22 protein-coding genes are annotated in these 15,723 nt (G+C 51.2%); 14 read left to right on the plus strand and 8 right to left on the minus strand.

Going from position 1 to position 15,723, the window contains the following annotated elements; translation table 11 throughout:
* The first annotated feature begins 10 nt into the window (after positions 1–10).
* The 3 genes from pyrB (at position 11) to J0X00_RS10005 (ending at position 1,938) form a co-directional block, all read left to right on the plus strand.
* Positions 11–940 (plus strand): aspartate carbamoyltransferase, encoded by a 930-nt coding sequence (gene pyrB, locus J0X00_RS09995; RefSeq protein WP_136485063.1) that lies wholly within the window; start codon positions 11–13, stop codon positions 938–940.
* 12 nt (positions 941–952) lie between these two features.
* Entirely contained in the window at positions 953–1,420 is a 468-nt protein-coding gene (gene pyrI, locus J0X00_RS10000) for an aspartate carbamoyltransferase regulatory subunit (RefSeq protein ID WP_136485065.1), read from the plus strand.
* Positions 1,421–1,548: 128 nt separating this feature from the next.
* Positions 1,549–1,938 (plus strand): RidA family protein, encoded by a 390-nt coding sequence (locus J0X00_RS10005; protein WP_136485067.1) that lies wholly within the window; start codon positions 1,549–1,551, stop codon positions 1,936–1,938.
* 150 nt (positions 1,939–2,088) lie between these two features.
* Here J0X00_RS10005 and J0X00_RS10010 read toward each other — a convergent pair whose 3' ends face one another.
* From J0X00_RS10010 to mlaF, 8 genes are all read right to left on the minus strand, one after another.
* A complete protein-coding gene (locus tag J0X00_RS10010; protein ID WP_168797016.1) occupies positions 2,089–2,832 on the minus strand; it encodes a 1-acylglycerol-3-phosphate O-acyltransferase in 744 nt (247 codons plus the stop codon).
* Between the two features lie 72 nt (positions 2,833–2,904).
* Complete coding sequence (gene murA, locus J0X00_RS10015) at positions 2,905–4,170, minus strand: UDP-N-acetylglucosamine 1-carboxyvinyltransferase (protein ID WP_218562675.1); 1,266 nt, start codon at positions 4,168–4,170, stop codon at positions 2,905–2,907.
* Between the two features lie 9 nt (positions 4,171–4,179).
* Complete coding sequence (gene ibaG / locus J0X00_RS10020; protein ID WP_136485073.1) at positions 4,180–4,434, minus strand: BolA family iron metabolism protein IbaG; 255 nt, start codon at positions 4,432–4,434, stop codon at positions 4,180–4,182.
* Positions 4,427–4,756, minus strand: a complete 330-nt coding sequence (locus J0X00_RS10025; RefSeq protein ID WP_136485075.1) for a lipid asymmetry maintenance protein MlaB — start codon at positions 4,754–4,756, stop codon at positions 4,427–4,429. The genes ibaG and J0X00_RS10025 overlap by 8 nt, the downstream gene beginning before the upstream one ends.
* A complete protein-coding gene (gene mlaC / locus J0X00_RS10030; protein WP_168797020.1) occupies positions 4,753–5,394 on the minus strand; it encodes a phospholipid-binding protein MlaC in 642 nt (213 codons plus the stop codon). Before mlaC ends, J0X00_RS10025 begins: the two co-directional genes overlap by 4 nt.
* Before the next feature lie 21 nt (positions 5,395–5,415).
* The gene (mlaD, locus tag J0X00_RS10035) at positions 5,416–5,904 is read right to left on the minus strand and encodes an outer membrane lipid asymmetry maintenance protein MlaD (RefSeq protein ID WP_136485077.1); all 489 of its coding nucleotides are present in this window, start codon (positions 5,902–5,904) and stop codon (positions 5,416–5,418) included.
* A 2-nt stretch (positions 5,905–5,906) separates the two neighbouring features.
* Positions 5,907–6,698 carry a lipid asymmetry maintenance ABC transporter permease subunit MlaE gene (gene mlaE, locus J0X00_RS10040; protein ID WP_136485079.1) on the minus strand — a complete coding sequence of 264 codons (792 nt, stop codon included), beginning with the start codon at positions 6,696–6,698 and terminating at the stop codon, positions 5,907–5,909.
* A complete protein-coding gene (gene mlaF / locus J0X00_RS10045) occupies positions 6,688–7,491 on the minus strand; it encodes a phospholipid ABC transporter ATP-binding protein MlaF (RefSeq protein ID WP_136485081.1) in 804 nt (267 codons plus the stop codon). Before mlaF ends, mlaE begins: the two co-directional genes overlap by 11 nt.
* A gap of 343 nt (positions 7,492–7,834) precedes the next feature.
* Here mlaF and J0X00_RS10050 point away from each other — a divergent pair, with 343 nt between their 5' ends.
* From J0X00_RS10050 to J0X00_RS10100, 11 genes are read left to right on the plus strand one after another with little or no spacing between them, the layout of a single operon-like run.
* Positions 7,835–8,800, plus strand: coding sequence for a calcium/sodium antiporter (locus J0X00_RS10050; protein ID WP_282477999.1), 966 nt, complete (start codon positions 7,835–7,837; stop codon positions 8,798–8,800).
* 12 nt (positions 8,801–8,812) lie between these two features.
* On the plus strand, positions 8,813–9,787 hold the full coding sequence (gene kdsD, locus J0X00_RS10055; RefSeq protein ID WP_136485086.1) for an arabinose-5-phosphate isomerase KdsD: 975 nt from the start codon (positions 8,813–8,815) through the stop codon (positions 9,785–9,787).
* Entirely contained in the window at positions 9,787–10,344 is a 558-nt protein-coding gene (kdsC, locus tag J0X00_RS10060) for a 3-deoxy-manno-octulosonate-8-phosphatase KdsC (RefSeq protein ID WP_136485088.1), read from the plus strand. The genes kdsD and kdsC overlap by 1 nt, the downstream gene beginning before the upstream one ends.
* Complete coding sequence (gene lptC / locus J0X00_RS10065) at positions 10,341–10,904, plus strand: LPS export ABC transporter periplasmic protein LptC (RefSeq protein ID WP_136485090.1); 564 nt, start codon at positions 10,341–10,343, stop codon at positions 10,902–10,904. The genes kdsC and lptC overlap by 4 nt, the downstream gene beginning before the upstream one ends.
* Complete coding sequence (gene lptA, locus J0X00_RS10070) at positions 10,885–11,376, plus strand: lipopolysaccharide transport periplasmic protein LptA (protein ID WP_136485092.1); 492 nt, start codon at positions 10,885–10,887, stop codon at positions 11,374–11,376. The genes lptC and lptA overlap by 20 nt, the downstream gene beginning before the upstream one ends.
* An 8-nt stretch (positions 11,377–11,384) precedes the next feature.
* Positions 11,385–12,110, plus strand: a complete 726-nt coding sequence (gene lptB, locus J0X00_RS10075) for an LPS export ABC transporter ATP-binding protein (RefSeq protein ID WP_136485095.1) — start codon at positions 11,385–11,387, stop codon at positions 12,108–12,110.
* Between the two features lie 50 nt (positions 12,111–12,160).
* Positions 12,161–13,639 (plus strand): RNA polymerase factor sigma-54, encoded by a 1,479-nt coding sequence (locus J0X00_RS10080; protein WP_282478000.1) that lies wholly within the window; start codon positions 12,161–12,163, stop codon positions 13,637–13,639.
* A gap of 23 nt (positions 13,640–13,662) precedes the next feature.
* On the plus strand, positions 13,663–13,950 hold the full coding sequence (gene hpf / locus J0X00_RS10085) for a ribosome hibernation promoting factor (protein WP_136485099.1): 288 nt from the start codon (positions 13,663–13,665) through the stop codon (positions 13,948–13,950).
* Between the two features lies 1 nt (position 13,951).
* The gene (gene ptsN / locus J0X00_RS10090) at positions 13,952–14,404 is read left to right on the plus strand and encodes a PTS IIA-like nitrogen regulatory protein PtsN (protein WP_136485101.1); all 453 of its coding nucleotides are present in this window, start codon (positions 13,952–13,954) and stop codon (positions 14,402–14,404) included.
* Between the two features lie 8 nt (positions 14,405–14,412).
* Positions 14,413–15,273, plus strand: coding sequence for an RNase adapter RapZ (rapZ, locus tag J0X00_RS10095; RefSeq protein ID WP_136485103.1), 861 nt, complete (start codon positions 14,413–14,415; stop codon positions 15,271–15,273).
* 9 nt (positions 15,274–15,282) lie between these two features.
* Positions 15,283–15,561: an HPr family phosphocarrier protein gene (locus J0X00_RS10100; protein WP_136485105.1), complete on the plus strand. Its 279-nt coding sequence runs from the start codon at positions 15,283–15,285 to the stop codon at positions 15,559–15,561.
* Positions 15,562–15,723 lie beyond the last annotated feature (162 nt).

Consider the following 15,723-nt stretch of genomic DNA (forward strand, 5'->3'; position numbering starts at 1 on the left):
GAAGAAGATCATGGCGAATTCGCTTTATCAAAAGCACATCATCTCCATTTCTGAGCTGTCTCGTGAAGAGCTGGAACTGATTGTCAAAACCGCGGGCCAGCTGAAAGCGCAGCCAAATCCGGAATTGATTAAGAACAAAGTGGTCGCGAGTTGTTTCTTTGAACCATCAACCCGTACCCGCCTGTCGTTTGAAACGGCGATTCAGCGTATCGGCGGCAGTGTGATCGGTTTTGATAACGGCGGTAACACTTCTCTGGCTAAAAAAGGCGAAACCCTGGCTGACTCGGTGCAGGTTATCTCTTCTTACGTGGATGCGTTTGTGATGCGCCACCCGCAGGAAGGTGCGGCGCGTCTGGCGTCTGAATTCTCCAACGGCGTGCCGGTCATCAATGCCGGTGACGGTTCTAACCAGCATCCGAGCCAGACCTTACTCGATCTGTTCTCGCTGTATGAAACCCAGGGCCGCCTGGATAACCTCAACGTGGCTTTTGTCGGTGACCTCAAATATGGCCGTACGGTGCACTCGCTGACTCAGGCGCTGGCGAAGTTCAATAACAACCGCTTCTTCTTCATCGCGCCGGAAGCACTGGCGATGCCGGACTACATCTGTGAAGATCTTGACGACGCCGGGATTGAATACAGCCTGCACAATGATATGGAAAGCGTGATTGCTGAACTTGATATTCTGTACATGACCCGGGTGCAGAAAGAGCGTTTTGACGAATCGGAATACGCACATATCAAATCGGCTTACGTGCTGACTGCCGATCACCTGAAGGACGCGCGTCCCAATATGAAAGTGCTGCACCCGCTGCCACGCGTGGACGAGATCACCACAGATGTCGATAAGACTCCGCACGCGTACTTCTTCCAGCAGGCAGAAAACGGTGTGTACGCTCGTGAAGCCCTGCTTGCCCTTGTCCTGAATGAATCACTGTAACCGGAGTCTGTTATGAGTAAAGAAACCAAACTGCAAGTCGAAGCGATTAAAAACGGCACAGTGATCGACCACATTCCGGCCAAAGTCGGCATCAAGGTGCTGCGCCTGTTTGATATGCACAACTCCAGTCAGCGTGTCACGATCGGCCTGAATCTGCCCTCTTCGGCTCTGGGCCATAAAGATCTGCTCAAAATCGAGAACGTGTTCATCAGTGAAGAGCAGGCCAACAAGCTGGCGCTGTATGCGCCACACGCGACCGTGAACCAGATTGAAGATTATCAGGTGGTGAAGAAGCTTGAACTGGTGCTGCCTGAGCGTATCAACGATGTTTTCGCCTGTCCGAACAGCAACTGCATTTCACACAATGAACCGGTGGAAAGCAGCTTCCGCATTTTCGAAAAAAACCACGATATCCGCCTTAAGTGTAAGTACTGCGAAAAAGTATTCTCACGCGAAATCGTGACTGAACGCGAAGCCTGATGAGGTCATTTTCAGTGATCGGATACGACGGCCAGTCGCACGGAATGGGTGACTGGCTCTTTACCTCTCAGGCAAGAACAGGCACACTAATCGTCCCGCTTTTTGCTTAAACAATGGAATAAACAAGCATGACTAAAGTTCTGCATACTGAGTCTGCACCAGCAGCAATCGGCCCGTACATTCAGGGCGTAGACCTAGGTAACATGGTTCTGACTTCAGGTCAGATCCCGGTAAACCCGGCAACAGGTGAAGTGCCGGCTGATATCGCCGCGCAAGCTCGCCAGTCACTGGAAAACGTGAAAGCTGTGGTTGAGTCTTCAGGCCTGACTGTTGGCGACATCGTCAAACTGACCGTGTTTGTCAAAGACCTCAACGATTTTGGTACAGTGAACGAAGTGTACGGCAAGTTCTTTGATGAGCACCAGGTTGCTCATTACCCTGCTCGCTCTTGTGTGGAAGTTGCTCGTCTGCCAAAAGATGTTGGCATCGAAATCGAAGCGATTGCAGTACGTAAATAGATTCCCGTACGCAAGTAAACTGCAGTACACAAATAAACTGCAGTGCGCCAATCATCCGTGACCGGATCAAAAAAGGTTGCTCTCTGAGCAACCTTTTTTATCGCTGACGATCCACTCCTGCTGCTATTGAGGCAGTGCTGAGCTTGAACCTTAGCTGTTGGATGTCACCTTGTGGCTGTTCAGCAGCTCAACTTCTTCATCCAGCTCCTGCAGCTTAGCTTTCATGTCGTGGTAACACTGCTTAGTCAGCTCACGCACGTGCTCTTTGCCCAGGCCTTCCGTGCTGACCGGTGGCAGCATCTCAACAATGATATGACCATTGTTCCAGCGGTTAATACGCAGTTTATCGGTTGAGCTGCACACGATAGGAATAATCGGCACACCGGCGCCGATCGCCGCGTGGAATGCACCGGCTTTAAACGGCAGCAAGCCACGACCGCGCGAACGGGTCCCTTCCGGGAACATCCATACCGACACATCGCTGTTTTTCATGCTGTCGACAACCTGATCGATCGTGCCTTTCGCCTTAGTCTTATTGGCACGGTCAATCAGAATATTACCGGTCAGCCAGTAAAGCTGACCGAACAACGGCATCCACGCCAGGCTCTTTTTACCGACCGTCACCACTTTTGGCGTCACTGCCGAAGAAACCGTAACCAGATCCCAGTTGTTCTGGTGGTTGGCAATGTAAATCGCCTGGCCGCGGTTATAAGCATTGTCCGGAATGCGCAGCTCCAGTTTAATGCCGAACACTTTCGACATCGCACCGAACATACGTCCAAACGTGAACACGTGCTTCGGGTTACGCGGACTGAGCAGACAGTAGCCACAACCAAACACAAACATTACGACGGCAAACATCACCACCGCAATAATACGCAATAAAGCAATCATCCAGATTCTCCAAAGGAGCTCGAATAAAAAAGCCGAAACCCACGGATTTCGGCCCATAAACAAAACAGCAGTTTAACTCGACTCGCTGAAGCGCTCAATGTTGGCGCCCAGTGCCGATAGCTTGTCTTCAATCTTTTCGTAACCGCGATCGATATGATAAATCCGGTCAACGATGGTTTCACCCTTGGCAATGCAGCCGGCAATCACCAGACTGGCCGATGCACGCAGGTCGGTCGCCATCACCTGAGCGCCGCTCAGAGACGTGACATCACCACAGATCACAGTATTCCCTTCGATCTCTGCTTTAGCGCCCATACGCATCAGTTCAGGCACATGCATAAAACGGTTTTCAAAGATGGTTTCAGTGATCACGCCGCCACCTTTCGCCATCATATTAAGCAGGGTGAACTGAGCCTGCATGTCGGTCGGAAAACCCGGATGCGGTGCGGTACGAATCGTCACAGCTTTCAGATCGCGGCCGGTCATATCCAGACTGATCCAGTCATCACCGGTTTCAATCAGTGCGCCGGCATCTTCCAGCTTAGCCAGTACCGCTTCGAGCAATTTTGCGTTGGTGTTACGACACACAATCTTGCCATTTGATACGGCCGCGGCAACCAGGAAAGTACCGGTTTCAATGCGGTCAGCCACCACCGAATGTTTACCGCCACCCAGACGTTCCACGCCTTCAATGGTGATGGTATCGCTGCCGGCACCACTGATTTTGGCCCCCAGTTGATTGAGGAACATCGCGGTATCGACGATTTCCGGCTCACGCGCGGCGTTATCCAGCACGGTTTTGCCTTCTGCCAGTGTCGCAGCACACATAATTGTAATGGTGGCACCGACGCTGACTTTATCCATCACGATGTGAGCGCCTTGCAGGCGGCCATCGACACTGGCTTTGACGTAACCGTCTTCCAGAGTAATGGTCGCACCCAGTTGCTCCAGGCCATGGATGTGCAGGTCAACCGGACGTGCGCCAATCGCACAGCCGCCCGGCAGAGACACCTGACCCTGGCCAAAACGCGCCACCAGCGGACCCAGAGCCCAGATAGAAGCACGCATGGTTTTCACCAGGTCATACGGCGCGCAGTACTGGTCAATCTGGCTTGGGTCGACATGCACTGAACCGTTGCGTTCAACTTTGGCCCCCAGGCGCTTAAGCAGCTCCATCGTGGTGTCAATATCACGCAGATGCGGAACGTTGGCGACCTCGACCGGCTCAGAAGCCAGAATCGAAGCAAATAAAATAGGCAGTGCAGCATTCTTTGCACCAGAGATGGTCACTTCGCCCTGCAGGGGCTTATCTGACCCGATAACTCGAAACTTATCCATTCACAAACCTTAAAGCGACATCAACTTCTTATCGCGAGCCCACTCATCTGGCGTGAACGCTTTAATCGAAACGGCGTGAATGTCGTTGCGCTGGATGTACTCCATTAACGGAGCGTAAATCATCTGCTGTTTCTTCACACGGCTCATACCTTCAAATGCAGCATCCACAGCCAGCACTTCATAGTGGCTGCCTTCACCTTTGACGTGAATCTCTTGAAGTTCGAGTGCTTGTTCTAATATCTGTTGTACTTGTGCGCTATCCACAATTCACCCCGGCTGGTTGTTCTAAGTGCTGAGCCATCATGGTTTCGATGTTGCTCAGTTGAAACAGTGTGCGCAGTTGTTCTGGCACGAAACTGAGCATTATATGACAGTTTTGTTTTTTTGCATGCTCTATTAAATGAATTAACATTACCATCCCTGCAGAGTCGACTCGTGATACATCACGCAAAGAGAGGGTACAACGCGCACTTTGTGGTTGCCATTGCTGTAAAATCACCCACAAAGACGGGACTTTGTCCCGGTCCAGCGCGCCATTCAGAGCACACTGCTCGGGGCTGAGGACTTGCCATTGCGGATGGCTCATTCGGATTTACTCTCAAAACGGATCGGTTGCTGCGCCTGTTTTTCCAGCTCTTTGGCCACCGCCAGAATACCTTCCTGACGAATTTTCGTGTTCCACTCTGATTGCTTACTCGACAACAGACTGATGCCTTCCGCAACCATGTCAAAAGCACGCCATTCACCGGATTTCTCTTTGCGCAGTTTGAACTCAAGATTGATGTTCGGACGCGGCGCATCAATGATATCAACTTTCACACTGGTGATGCGGCGGTCATCTTCGACTGGCAGTTCCGGCGCAAATTCAAGGGTCTGATCCGTGTACTGGGTCAGCACCTGAGCGTAGTTAGTGATCAAATAAGCGCGGAAGGCCTGAATAAACTCACCCACCTCTTCGCGTTTCGCGCCGCGCAGGTTAGAGCCCAGCAGTTTCAGAGCTGCGTATTGATCATTGACATACGGCATCAGCTCTTCTTCAACGATCACTTTAAGATAGTTCGGATCCTGATGGATTTTTGGCTGTTCAGCTTTAAGGCGGTCAAACGCCTGCTGAGCGACCTGTTTCATCATCTGATACGGGTTGGTCTGATCAACGTCCTGCGCCGCACTTGCCGACCAAGAGACCAGAACACTGAGCAGCAGGACAAAATAACGCTTCCACAGCATAGATTTAGTCATCATAGATTACTCACTTTTCTCATCGTCAGATCCACCTACGCTGTAGAGGAACTGACCAATCAAATCTTCCAGAACCAGGGCTGATTTGGTGTCTTCAATCCGATCACCCTCTTTCAGCATCTGTTCATCTTCAAATACAAAGCCCGGGATCAGGCTGATGTACTGCTCGCCAATCAGACCTGAGGTCAGAATTTGCAGGCTGGACGTATCCGGGAACTGACTGTAACGGCTGTCGATAGACAGGGTCACGGTTGGCAGTAGTCGCTCTTTATCGAGCGAAATGTCTTCCACCCGGCCAACCACTACGCCACCCACTTTCACAGGCGAGCGCACTTTCAGACTGCCGATATTGTCAAATTCCGCTTTGAGCGTGTAAGTATCCCCAGAGCCCAGACTTTTCACGTCAGCGACTTGAAAAATCATTACCAGAATTGCGCAAATTCCTGCCAGCACAAAACTGCCTACCCAAAATTCTAGTTTACGTGTTTGTTGCATGATTAATTCCCAAACATCAGTGCGGTCAGTACAAAGTCGAGGCCCAATACAGCCAGTGACGAATGCACTACGGTTCGTGTTGTTGCACGGCTGATGCCTTCAGACGTCGGAATCGCATCATAGCCATTAAAAAGAGCAATCCAGGTGACAGTAATGGCAAACACCACACATTTAATCACACTGTTGCCAATATCTTGTCCCAGCTCCACCGAGGCCTGCATCGCGGACCAGAAACTGCCGTGGTCAATGCCTTTCCAGTCGACACCGACCAACTGCCCGCCCCAGATACCGACCGCCATAAAGATCATCGCCAGCAGCGGCATAGAAATGAGTCCGGCCCACAGGCGTGGCGCAATGACACGCTTGAGCGGATCAACCGCCATCATTTCCAGACTGGACAGCTGCTCAGTGGCTTTCATCAGGCCAATCTCTGCCGTCAGCGCCGAACCGGCACGACCGGCAAACAGCAAGGCGGTCACCACCGGGCCCAGTTCACGTAGCAGCGACAATGCCACCATTTGCCCCAGGCTGGTTTCTGCGCCGTAATCGACCAGAATGACGTACCCCTGCAAGCTGAGCACCATGCCGATAAACAGGCCGGAAACGATGATGATCGCCAGCGACTGAACGCCGACACTGTAGAGTTGCTTGATCAGCAGCGGCAGATTTTTCAGTGGCCGCGGACGACCGGCTAAGGCGCCGAATAACATCAGACTGGCCCGGCCGAACGCTTCACACACGGCAAAATAACGTCGGCCCAGGCCACTGATACCGTGTTTTAAATTATCCAACATGGAACAGATCCTTTTCTATCGGCCGCGCCGGGAAGCGAAACGGTACCGGACCATCAGCATTGCCTTGCAAAAACTGCTGCACGCGCGGATCCTCGTTACGACGCAATTCCTCTGGCGTGCCATACGCAATCACTTTACCGTCAGCGAGTAAATAGACCCAGTCGGCAATACTCATTACCTCCGGCACATCGTGCGACACCACGACTGACGTCACACCCAGCGCCTGATTGAGATTACGAATCAGCTCAACCAGCACACCCATGGTAATCGGATCCTGCCCGACAAACGGTTCATCAAACATGATCAGTTCAGGATCGAGTGCAATAGAGCGCGCCAGCGCTGCACGGCGGGCCATACCACCCGACAACTCGCTGGGCATCAGCTGGGCTGCGCCACGCAGGCCGACCGCTTCCAGCTTAAGCAACACCAGGGTTTTGATCAGCGATTCATCAAGCTGAGTATGCTCGCGCAGCGGAAACGCCACGTTGTCAAACACATTAAGATCGGTGAACAGGGCTCCGGACTGGAACAACATGCTCATTTTTTTGCGGATTTTGTATAATTTACTGCGGCTAAGGGCGGGAATGTTCTGGCCGTCAAACCAGATTTCGCCTTTTTCGGGCAGTAACTGGCCGCCAATCAAACGTAACAGGGTGGTTTTTCCGATACCAGAAGGCCCCATAATGGCGGTCACTTTCCCCTTCGGAACCTGCAAGCTGATGTCATCAAAAATCACGCGCTCCGCACGGGAGAAGGTCAGATTTTTGATGGTGATTAATTCGGTTTCAGACATACTCACAATTCGCTGTTGTCGGATTTCCTGCTAAGAATGGGCAATCATAAGCACATTACTGCGAAATTAAAAGCACCGTTCAATTACATTTAACCGACAATTAGCAATTCACGCCCCATTCGGCCTGCAGTTCTGGTTTGCTGATAATATCATCAAATCAATACCCACCGACATCCGCTTGTGATGATGAAAACAGCAAAACATGCGGTCAGTAGCAACGCATCATCACCACACAGAACCACGAAAATGCGACAATAAATTGTATCTTCGACTTCCCTTTTAATGACCAACACGTCAAAATTAGCGGTTACTCGTTCAGTTATTCATAAAGTTAGGAATTGTCATGCTCGAAGCCATTGCGTTTCTTATTGTAGGTCTCATTTTGCTCGTCTGGAGTGCCGATAAACTGGTTTTCGGTTCTGCCGCCCTGGCGCGCAACGTAGGCATTTCACCGCTGGTGATCGGTATGACCATTCTGGCTATGGGCTCTTCGGCTCCGGAAATGATGGTGTCCGCCACGGCTGCGCTGGAAGGCAAAACCGATACCGCAGTCGGTAACGTGCTGGGCTCGAACATCGCCAACATCGCGCTGATTCTTGGTATTACCGCCCTGATCAAACCGCTGTCGATCAGCTCAACCGTGATTCGTCGTGAACTGCCGCTGATGCTTGGTGTCACTTTATTAGCCGGCGCACTGTTGTGGGATAACCAACTGGGCTTTTACGAAGGCGTCCTGCTGTTCGTCCTGTTTGCGCTGTTTATTCTGGCGATGCTGAAAATCAGCCGTAGTGAGCAGAGCAATGGCGATGCCCTGCTCGAAGAGCACGAATCAGAGATCCCGCAAGGGGTAAGTAATATGAAAGCGGGCATGTGGGTGGTGATTGGCCTGATTTTACTGCCGATTGCCGCGGGTATGCTGGTCGATAATTCCGTGGTGATTGCTAAATACTTCGGTATGAGCGACCTGGTGATCGGCCTGACCATTATTGCGATTGGGACCAGCCTGCCAGAGCTGGCGGCTTCTCTGGCAGGGGTTCTGAAAGGTGAAGATGACATGGCAGTCGGTAATATTATCGGCTCCAACGTTTTTAATATTCTGGCGGTCATGGGCCTGCCGGGCATTCTCAACCCTTCCGTGCTGAGTGAGCACGCAATGGGGCGCGATTTCTGGGTGATGCTGGCGGTCTCGGTCCTGCTGCTGATGATGGCGCTGGGTAAATCACGCAGCATCAACCGCATTGAAGGCACTATCCTGTTCGTTGCCTTTTTGGCATATCAGATTTACCTGTTCATGAATATGACCGCTTAACGGGAGTGTAGGATGTCGGATAACTTTGACTACCGCAGTGTTGCCAACCAGGTGCTGGCAACGGAGATCGAAGCACTACAACAACTGGACCAATATTTTAACCATGACTTCTGCCGTGCCTGTGAGATGATTCTGGCGAATAAAAGCGGTAAAGTCGTGGTGATGGGCATCGGCAAGTCCGGCCACATCGGCCGTAAAATGGCGGCCACCTTCGCCAGCACAGGCACCTCATCCTTCTTTGTTCACCCCGGCGAAGCCTCACATGGCGACCTGGGCATGATTGAGAGCGGCGATATTGTCCTGGCCATTTCCAACTCCGGTGAGTCGTCCGAAATTCTCGCTCTGTTCCCGGTTTTAAAGCGCCTCAATAATCGTATCATCAGTATGACGGGTAATCCGCAATCGAATATGGCTAAACTGGCCGATATTCACCTGCAGATGACGGTACCGAAAGAAGCGTGTCCACTCGGCCTGGCGCCGACCTCAAGCACCACCGCCACGCTGGTGATGGGAGATGCGATGGCGGTTGCTCTGCTGCAGGCGCGCGGCTTTACCGCCGAAGACTTTGCTTTATCGCATCCAGGCGGCGCTCTGGGGCGTAAACTGCTGATGAAGCTGAGCGATATCATGCATTCGGGTGACGCTTTACCCAAGGTTCAGCCGAATGCGCTGGTACGTGATGCCCTGCTCGAAATCAGTCACAAAGGGCTCGGGATGACCGCAGTGGTCGAGGGTGATGATCAGCTGGTCGGCATATTCACTGATGGTGACCTGCGTCGTATCCTGGATAAACGCATCGATATTCACAGCGCGACAATCAGCGAAGTGATGACCCGTCACCCGACCGTCGCCTCACCGAATCTTCTGGCCGTAGAAGGACTCAACCTGATGCAGGACAAGCGCATTAACGGCCTGATGCTGGTCGAAAACGGCCAGGTGGTCGGTGCTTTGAATATGCACGACTTATTAAAAGCAGGAGTGATGTAATGAGCCAGATGGTCGAAACTCTGTACGGCGAGGTCGCTGCTGATATTCTGGCTACCGCCGGGCAGATAAAACTGCTGATTTGTGATGTAGACGGCGTGTTCTCTGACGGGCTTATCTACATGGGCAATCAGGGCGAAGAGCTGAAAACATTTCATACCCGCGACGGATATGGCGTAAAATCACTGATGAATGCCGGCATTGAGATAGCCATTATCACCGGACGACGTTCGCAAATCGTCGAAAACCGGATGCAGGCGCTGGGCATTTCTTTGATCTACCAAGGTCAGGACGACAAGGTCAAAGCCTATCAGGATATTTGCGAAAAATTGGCGATCGACCCAAAGCATACCGGTTACATTGGTGATGATTTGATCGACTGGCCGGTGATGGAAAAAGTCGCCCTCAAAGTGTGTGTGGCTGACGGCCATCCTCTGCTGGCCAAGCGGGCCAATTACGTGACCCGCATCAAAGGCGGACACGGCGCAGTACGCGAAGTGTGTGATTTAATTTTACAAGCACGGAATGAGCTCGACGTACATAAAGGCCTGAGTATATGAGTTTTTCTCGTATCCTTTACGCGATACTTCTCTTTATTGCTTCCTGGTCAGCCTATTACCTGCTGGACAAAAAGCAAAACAGCGCTATTCAGGTGGCTCCTAATTATGAGTTGCCGATGTTTAGTGGTAAAAATCTGGATAACGTCTCGTATAATCAGCAAGGCGTGCGGAACTATGTTATTACTTCACAGCATCTGGATTACTACGCGAAAAGTGGCAACACCACTTTCGAATATCCGGTACTGAAAGTCTATCAGCAAGGGGTTACCCAGGAGTGGCAGGTCACCGCCAATCGCGGCATTCTGACCAAAGACCATGTGCTGATTTTGTATGACAACGTGATGGCAAACAACTTACTGGCGGGCTCTGCCTTTGACGAACTGTCAACGGCCAAGCTGAGTATTCAGCTCGATAACCGCGATTTTTGGGCCGACAGCGAAGTTAAAATGAACGGCCCGCAGTTTGAAACTCGCGGACAGGCGATGAAAGGAAATTTCTCCGAACACTCGGCTGTTCTGTATAACCATGTGCAAGGTAGATATGAAATTCTCACACCTTAGTTTGATTGCTTGCCTGCTGGCGTCCGGCCAGGCACTGGCTCTGACCACCGATTCTAAGCAACCGGTTTACATCGATTCAGACAGTCAGCAACTGGACATGAAAAGCAACCGCGTGACCTTTTTGGGTGATGTAAAACTCAAGCAGGGCAGCATCAACATTAACGCCGATAAACTGGTTGTGGTACGCGATGCCAAATCCGGCCAGATTGAAACCATCGAAGGTTATGGCAACCTGGCGACTTTTTCCCAGTTGACGGATGAGGGTAAGACTCTGTACGGTGAAGCGAAAGAGTTGCATTACAAGATGTCCGAAGACGAACTGACCATGATTGAAAAAGCGATGCTGGCTCAGGATGACAGTGAAATCCGCGGTAAAAAAATCCGCTACAAAATTTCGTCGCAGAAGTTGATTGCAGATGGTGAAGGCAACGGACGTGTCTCGACCGTACTGCAGCCTCAAGCGGCCCAATAAGAACGACTATGGCAACACTTAAAGCAGAACATTTAGCCAAGAGCTATAAAAAGCGTAAAGTGGTCTCCGACGTCAGCCTTAAGGTTGAATCCGGTCAGATCGTCGGACTGCTCGGTCCGAACGGTGCGGGTAAAACCACCTCTTTCTACATGATTGTAGGCCTGGTTGCACGTGACGAAGGGACCATCAGCATCGATGAACAAGACATCAGCGTGCTGCCTATGCACAGCCGTTCACGGCTCGGTATCGGTTACCTGCCACAGGAAGCTTCCATCTTCCGTAAGCTGTCGGTGGAAGACAACATCATGGCTGTGCTGCAAACGCGGGAAGAGATGACCCGTGAAGAGCGCCAGGATAAACTGGAGGATCTGCTGGAAGAGTTTCATATCCAGCACATTCGCCACAGTGCCGGTATGGCATTGTCCGGTGGTGAACGCCGCCGAGTGGAAATCGCCCGAGCGCTGGCCGCCAATCCGCAATTTATCTTGCTCGACGAACCGTTTGCCGGGGTTGACCCGATTTCGGTTATCGACATCAAAAAAATCATCGAACATCTGCGTGATCGCGGTTTAGGCGTGCTGATCACCGACCACAACGTCCGGGAAACCTTGGATGTGTGTGAAAAAGCTTATATTGTGAGTCAGGGCCGCTTAATTGCGGAAGGCACACCACAGGAAGTGCTCGACAACGAGCAAGTGAAACAGGTTTATCTCGGCGAACAATTCCGTCTATGATTAACATAGATTGAGATCAATCCTAACAAAAACAAGGCAGTCAATACTGAATGAAACCCTCATTACAGCTCAAGCTAGGTCAGCAGTTAGCCATGACACCCCAGTTGCAACAGGCGATTCGTCTGCTGCAACTATCGACGTTGGATCTGCAACAGGAAATTCAGGAAGCGCTGGAATCGAACCCGCTGCTTGATGTTGAAGAGTCGATGGAAGAGTTCGCGGCACCGTCTGAACCCGAGCCCCATCGTGAGGAAAAAGAAGCCAGTGCTGATGTTGCCGAACCTGAACCTCAGGACAGCTCAGAGCTGATCGAAAAATCGGAAATCAGCTCAGAACTGGAAATCGATACCACCTGGGAAGATGTCTACAGTGCCAATACCGGCAGCACCGGTATTTCTGTTGACGACGATGCGCCTGTTTATCAGGGCGAAACCACCCAGTCACTGCAGGACTATCTGCTGTGGCAGCTGGATCTCACGCCGTTTAGTGAAACCGACCGCACGATTGCAATGGCGCTAATCGATGCTGTCGACGACTACGGTTACCTGACCCAGTCACTGGAAGAAATTCTGGAAAACTTTACCGGCGAAGAGATTGCCGGTGAAGCGATTGAGCTGGATGAAATTGAAGCGGTCAGAAAGCGGGTTCAGCAGTTTGACCCGCTGGGTGTGGCGTCCGTCAACCTGCAGGACTGCCTGCTGCTGCAACTGGCCACCTTTCCGGCAGAGACCCCTTGGCTGGACGAAGCCAAACTCCTCCTGTCTCAGTACATCGACCTACTTGGCAACCGCGATTACAAACTCATTCTGAAAGAGACTAAACTCAAAGAGGAAGAGTTACGTGAAGTGCTGCAACTGATCCAACAACTGGACCCGCGTCCGGGCAGCCGGATTGCCACCGAGCATGCGGAGTATGTCATTCCCGATGTGTCGGTGTTTAAAGAACATGGCAAATGGATTGTGACCATCAATCCGGACAGCGTGCCAAGACTCAAGATCAACCAGCAGTACGCCGATATGGTGCGCGGTAACAATGCCGACAGCAACTATATCCGCAGCAATTTGCAAGAAGCGAAATGGTTAATTAAGAGTCTGGAGAGCCGAAACGAGACGCTGCTCAAAGTTGCCAAGTGCATAGTTGAACATCAGCGTGATTTCTTCGAGTATGGTGAAGAAGCCATGAAGCCGATGGTTCTTAATGACGTCGCGCTGGCGGTGGACATGCATGAATCAACCATTTCTCGTGTTACCACACAGAAATACATGCATACCCCACGTGGCATATTCGAATTGAAGTACTTTTTTTCCAGCCACGTCAGTACCGACAATGGCGGAGAATGTTCATCTACCGCGATTCGAGCTCTGATCAAAAAACTGGTCGCTGCGGAAAACCCAGCCAAACCATTAAGCGACAGTAAGATCGCGGCCCTACTCGCTGATCAAGGGATTCAGGTAGCAAGACGTACTATTGCTAAGTACCGGGAATCCTTGGGTATTTCCCCATCGAGTCAGCGCAAACGCCTGCTATAAGGCCTAACTGAGAAGGAAAGTCTATGCAAATCAATATTCAAGGCCATCACATTGAACTTACCGATTCAATGCAAGACTATGTTCACTCTAAATTTCAAAAGCTTGAGCGATTTTTCGACCATATTAATAACTGTCAGGTGATTTTACGTGTTGAAAAAACGCGCCAAATCGCTGAAGCTACGCTTCATATTAACCAAGGAGAAGTCCACGCCACTGCGGAAGAAGATGTTATGTACGCAGCGATTGATGGCCTGGTGGACAAACTCTCTCGTCAACTCAACAAGCATAAAGAAAAGCTAAGTAGCCACTAACATGCAATTAAGCGAAGTACTTTCACTGGACTGCACCAAGAGTGCAGTCCAGTGTTCTAGCAAAAAAAGAGCGCTGGAAATCATCAGTGAGATAGCCGCCCTGCACACAGGTCTGAACGCCACCGAGTTGTTCGAATGTATGCTGAGCCGCGAGAAAATGGGCAGTACCGGTATCGGTAACGGCATTGCCATCCCTCATGCCCGTATGACTGCCAGCGACGAAGCGGTTGCGGTGCTGCTGCAGTGCGAAGAGCCGATTGAGTTTGACTCTATCGATAACCGTCCGGTCGATCTGCTGTTCGCTCTGCTGGTGCCGGAAGAACAGTGTAAGCAACACCTGAAAACGCTGTCGTCGATGGCTGAACGCCTGAATGACAAGCAGACTCTTAAACAGCTGCGTGGCGCCAAAAGCGATCAAGAGCTGTACAGTATCATGGTTAACCAACCTCAATAGGTCTCACCATGCGTTTAATTGTTGTGAGTGGTCAATCCGGAGCCGGAAAAAGTGTCGCGCTGCGGGTACTGGAAGATCTCGGCTACTACTGTGTGGATAACCTGCCGGTCAGCTTGCTGGACGCCTTTATTCACTCAGTCCAAGGCAGTCAGCAGAATGTTGCGGTCAGCATTGATATCCGCAACCTGCCGAAAGAGCCGGGCCTGGTTGATGATGTCCTCGACCAGCTCAAACAAAACAATGATGTCAGCGTGCTGTTTCTCGATGCCAGTAAACAGACATTACTCAAACGCTACAGTGAAACCCGCCGCATCCATCCATTGTCGCTGAGCGAAAGCAAGCCCACCCTGGATCAGGCGATTGAGATGGAAATCCAGTTACTGGCACCGCTCAAAGAGCGCGCCGATCTGGTGCTCAACAGCAGTGACCTGTCACTGCATGAACTGAGTGAAACAGTCAGACGCCGTATCGAAGGACGTGAACGCAAAGACCTGGTGATGGTGTTTGAATCCTTCGGTTTTAAATACGGCCTGCCGAGCGACGCTGATTACGTGTTCGACGTGCGTTTTTTACCTAACCCGCACTGGCAGCCGGACTTAAGACCATTGACCGGTCTTGATGCACAAATCAAAGCGTTTCTGGAAAGTCACAGCGATGTGATGGAGATGAAATATCAGATCCAGAAGTTTATCGAACACTGGTTACCCCTGCTGGAAAAAAACAACCGCAGCTATCTGACCATAGCGATCGGCTGTACCGGCGGCAAACACCGCTCGGTCTACCTGACCCAGCAGCTGGGCGAATATTTTGCCGAAATGGGGCATCAGGTTCAGATCCGCCACACCTCGTTAGAAAAAAATCGCTCATAAGGAGCAGACATGCCACAAGCTTGCCGTACTGTTCTTATCCAGAACCGTCTTGGTCTTCACGCCCGTGCCGCCATCAAACTGGTCGAGCTGGCGCAATCTTTTGATGCCGTGCTCACCATTCAAAGTCAGGATGGCAAAGAAGCCACCGCCGACAGCGTAATGGGACTGCTGATGCTGGAATCCGCTCAGGGCCAGAATGTCACCATCTGCGCGGAAGGCTCACAAGCTGAGCAGGCACTGGATGCCGTCTGCCATCTGATCGAAGACAAATTTGAAGAAGATGACTGAATGTCTGGTGCAGATACAACGCCTGTTAACAAGTAAATGCCTGTTACCAAGCAAACCTCTGCCCCGATGACACTTTGTGCCACACAGAAAGAAGTTTCATTAACCAAACTATCGGCTGACGATTAATAACTTCTTATTAAATAAGACATAAAAGTACGATAT

The organism is Vibrio sp. ABG19, assembly GCF_029962385.1.
Classification (GTDB): Bacteria; Pseudomonadota; Gammaproteobacteria; order Enterobacterales; family Vibrionaceae; genus Vibrio; species Vibrio ostreae.